The organism is Bacillota bacterium (assembly GCA_040754675.1).
In the GTDB taxonomy this organism is placed as follows: Bacteria; Bacillota; Limnochordia; order Limnochordales; family Geochordaceae; genus Geochorda.
On record JBFMCJ010000401.1, the window covers coordinates 1 to 3799 of the forward strand.

A 3799-nucleotide genomic window follows, 5' to 3' on the forward strand; every position below is an offset into this window, starting at 1 on the left:
TGCAGCCATTGGACAAACTCTTGAGTCAGCGTCTCGAGCTCCTCCCGTGCCAGCTCCTGGGATGGGTTGTGTGCCTGGGTCAGCACCACTGGCACACCCCACTGGGGCGCCTCGGCAAACAGGCTTGTGTTGTCGCGAATCCGGGTCTCAAACACGGGCACACCCTTTTCCTGAAGCCGCCGGATGTAGTGCTCCTGTACGCCGATGGGTTGGTCGCGGTAGAGCTGCACCATCGTGAGCACCACACCCAGGAGCTTCGGGCGGATGGGTTGCCAGCCCGGTTCGTTCGGGCCGAGGCGGGCGGCCGGTACCCGGCCGAGATAGCCGTTATACTCTTCGACGAGCTGCGCCACATGGCGCTCCAGTTCGTCCAGGCCAATGGTCGACAGGTAATCGGGGCGGACAGGCACCAAATAGTGGTCGCTGGCGACCAGAGCGTTCTTGGTAACAATGTAGAAGTTGGGCGGGCAGTCCATCAGGACGAAGTCGTAGCGGTCGGGCGGAAGCGAGCGGATACCTTCTTGCAGGAGCGAGTGCACCTTGAGGAAGTTGTGTGCCGCCTGGGTGGCGGAGCCCGACGACAGCCGGGGCGCGAGTTCCAGGTCCACGTTGATGAGCCCAAGATCCGAGCAGATCAGATCCAACCGTCCGGTGCCCCGTGTCCGCGAGGCCTGGGCCGCTAACCTTTCGGCGACCGCGGGTGGCTGAATGATTAGGTCCTGGAAGGCCGTCCCCGCGCGGTCGTAGATGTACCGGTCGAACCAGAGGCGGACAGTCTTGCGGTCTTTGTAAAGGTCCCGCCACTCGTCCTCGCTGACGAAGGAAAACGTCAGGCTTCCCTGAGGGTCCAGGTCGATCAACAGCACCCGCTTCCCCTGCGCCGCCAGGTACGCGCCCAGGTTGGCCGCCAGCGTCGTCTTGCCCACGCCGCCTTTGTAGTTGATGACCGAGACGGCCACCGCCATTTCCCTCACCCCCGCGCCAGCGAGTCGAGATACTGCCGGGCGGCCTGCGCCAGGCGCTCCGCCCGGTTCCGGATGAACGCCTCATACGCCTCGACGCTCACGCGCTCCCGGGTGCCTGTTTCGACAATGCCAGGATCGACGAGATGGCTCTCCAGGTGCTCATTCGGTATGTTGAAGTGGCGCACGTAGACGCTTGGCGGCCAACGGCTCAGTCGGTAGCGATTGGTGCGCTCGTTGAGCACGGTGACGTTAGCCAGCGCATTGATGCTTTCCTCGGGTATCCCGGACCGCCGGAGGAAGCTGGCGGGGAAGATGTGGTGCCAGTCGGGTTCGAACCCCTCGCTCACTAGGCTGCCCGGACGCTCGAACCCGATCCGCACCCCGTTGACCCAGTCGACGGCTCCACGCTGGAACAGTGTCAAATAGAGCAGCAACCGCATGAACCGGTCCTTGCGGTAATCGACGAGAAAGTCGTCCGGATCCGGGGTCCACGGCTCCAGGGTCTCCTCAAGGGCATGCAGAGCCTGTTGGGCATTATCCGCCCGGGTGATACGGGCTAGATCCTGGCTGAGGGCGGTGACGGCCGAGCCGCTGTAACGCCCCTCCCGATTGGCCATCAGAAACCAACGGAACGCCCGGCCGAACACGCGTCGGTCGAGCGCCCCCGAAGCCGACCCCGCCAGGAACCGACCCACGAAGGCGAACAGAGGGATCAGACTGTTCTTGGAGGGGAGGAGTTCAGCGTTGAGCAGTCCCCGGTCGTTGAGGTGGCGGAGCGTCAGGGCCACGGCTTCTTTGAACCGTGGCCATACTCCGACGGCGGGCGGTCCCCAAAACGGTTCGACTGTTCCTTCCTTGCCTCGAGCAGGTAACTGGCCGCCGCTTCGCACCCCGTCCATAAGACGTGCCGTTCCCCGCTCCATGCCAATCAGGGCCCGGGTCAGAATGCCGGGCCCAAGGTCGAAGCCCCGGTCCGCCAGCTCGCGCAGGAACACCAGGAGCTCGCTCCGAACCCACCCGGGCTCTGCAGCCCCTAAAACGGCGACGATGACGTCAGCCTCTCTCACCTGTGTGCCTTGCCGGTTGAGCCGGGTGAAGATCTCGACGACGTCCTCCACGTCGTGGTTGACCGTGATGACAGGGATAGATTGGGTACGGATCCGGTGCCAGAGGGCGTGCAGGGCCGCATACAGACTGCCCGGTCGGGCTGCCTGCGGGGAACCCGGACGAGCCACGAGGTCATCTACCAGTTCCTGGAGGGATTCCTCGGTTTCCCGTGCCAGGATCCGCCTCACTGGAATCCAGTTGGGGTCCCGCCGGCGGACCGGGTTGGCCAGCGCGAAATCCAGTTCCCGGGATACAGGGTTGATCGCCGCCATGACCTCGTTGCGGCGGAGCAGGCCGTCCCATGGTTCGTCCCGGTCGTCCCACCAGTTGGGTCTCTGGCCGAAGAGAAGGCAGAGGGCGGTGGTGCGCTGTTGGCCATCGACGATCCAGTGGGCAGGAAAGGCGCTCGAGGGGCCTTTTGGAAACGCCCAGTCGCTGGGTTCCCACAGCAGCAGGGTGCCGATGGGATAGCCGCTATAAAGCGAAACGGCGAGCTCCTTGACCTGATCGGGGCTCCACACGAAGGGGCGTTGGAACGCGGGTAGCTGGAAGTAGCCCGAGACCGCTTTTTTAACCACCTCGTGGACGGTCAGCTGAGTCAGTCCCAAGCGCTCTCACCCCGCCGCCTGGGTCGACGCTTTTCCCGCCTCAGCGGTAAGTTTCGAAGCGGATAGAGCCCGGTCCTGCTTATGGGTGGCTTCTCTGGCTATCGTATTCCCGCCGCGGCTACCAGCCTGAGGCGAACGCAGTAATCCGCATGCCATGTGAAAGTCATGTCCGCTGACTACCGCCAGCCCAGGTATGCCTTCGAAGTCGAGCACTAGGCCGCTTTCGCACCAGCAGGGGTCCTTGCGATCGGGCGGTCCCGGGCGTGACCTTCGGACGCTCCCGCCGGACGGGTCGACATCGCCGAACAGGTTTACCTGCGCTTCATGGAGACGGTGGCCGAGGAGTACCGGGAGGCGGCGCGCATCCTCGTGATCTGGGACAACCTCAACATCCACCACGATGGCCCGAAGCACCGGTGGAGCCAGTTCAACGCGCGTCACCGCGGGAAGTTCCAGTTCGTCACCACGCCCCTCCATGCCTCGTGGGTCAACCAGGTGGAGATCTTCTTCTCGATCCTGCAGCGGCGGTGCCTGAAGCACGGAGACTTCCACTCCACCGAGGATCTGCGGGAGCGCGTCCTGGCCTTCATCGCCCGCTGGAACACCGCGGAGGGTCACCCCTTCCAGTGGACCTTCCGCGGGTACCCGATGCAGGAAAAGGCGGTGGCGTGAGTGCCTGAAAAGCCCCCTTGGGACCGGCCGGAGGTCCGTCGAGCCTTTAATGAGGCAGCCCGGGAGGAGATCCAACAGCTCCTCACGGCCCGGGGGCTCACCCACCTGGGCGTGCTCAGCCGGGGGCGTTACCTGGTGATCTACTCCGGGGAGAGGGGCGAGAAGGTGCCGCGGGTCCGGTTCAGCCGCATCGACCCCGGGCGGTACGCGCTGGACATGGCCAACCACCGTGGGGCATGGGAGCCGACGCCCTTCACGGGAACCCTCGCCGAACTGTTCAGCCTGGTGACCGGGCAGTTCGGTTGGGTTCTGGCCGACCTCTAGGTGACCGCTCGGAAACCATACCCCATGGGGTATGCCCCGAGGGGATTTGAAAAGTGGAAACCCGGTGATAAGCGGTCATGGATTCTCCGAGGCGGTGAGCGATGATTTGGGTGAGTTATGTCA

At 64.3% G+C, this 3799-nt stretch carries 4 protein-coding genes; 2 read left to right on the top strand and 2 right to left on the bottom strand.

Features of this window, described 5'->3' with window-relative positions; all coding sequences use genetic code 11:
* Both AB1609_17765 and AB1609_17770 read right to left on the bottom strand, forming a co-directional pair.
* On the bottom strand, nt 1–965 hold a 965-nt coding region (locus AB1609_17765), incomplete at its 3' end, for a ParA family protein (GenBank protein ID MEW6048294.1).
* A 5-nt stretch (nt 966–970) separates the two neighbouring features.
* Nucleotides 971–2680: a DUF262 domain-containing protein gene (locus AB1609_17770; protein MEW6048295.1), complete on the bottom strand. Its 1710-nt coding sequence runs from the start codon at nt 2678–2680 to the stop codon at nt 971–973.
* 315 nt (nt 2681–2995) lie between these two features.
* On the opposite strand from AB1609_17770, the gene AB1609_17775 reads away from it, so the two are divergent.
* Both AB1609_17775 and AB1609_17780 read left to right on the top strand, forming a co-directional pair.
* Nucleotides 2996–3352, top strand: a complete 357-nt coding sequence (locus AB1609_17775) for a transposase (GenBank protein MEW6048296.1) — start codon at nt 2996–2998, stop codon at nt 3350–3352.
* On the top strand, nt 3353–3676 hold the full coding sequence (locus tag AB1609_17780) for a hypothetical protein (protein MEW6048297.1): 324 nt from the start codon (nt 3353–3355) through the stop codon (nt 3674–3676).
* The last annotated feature ends 123 nt before the right edge of the window (nt 3677–3799 follow it).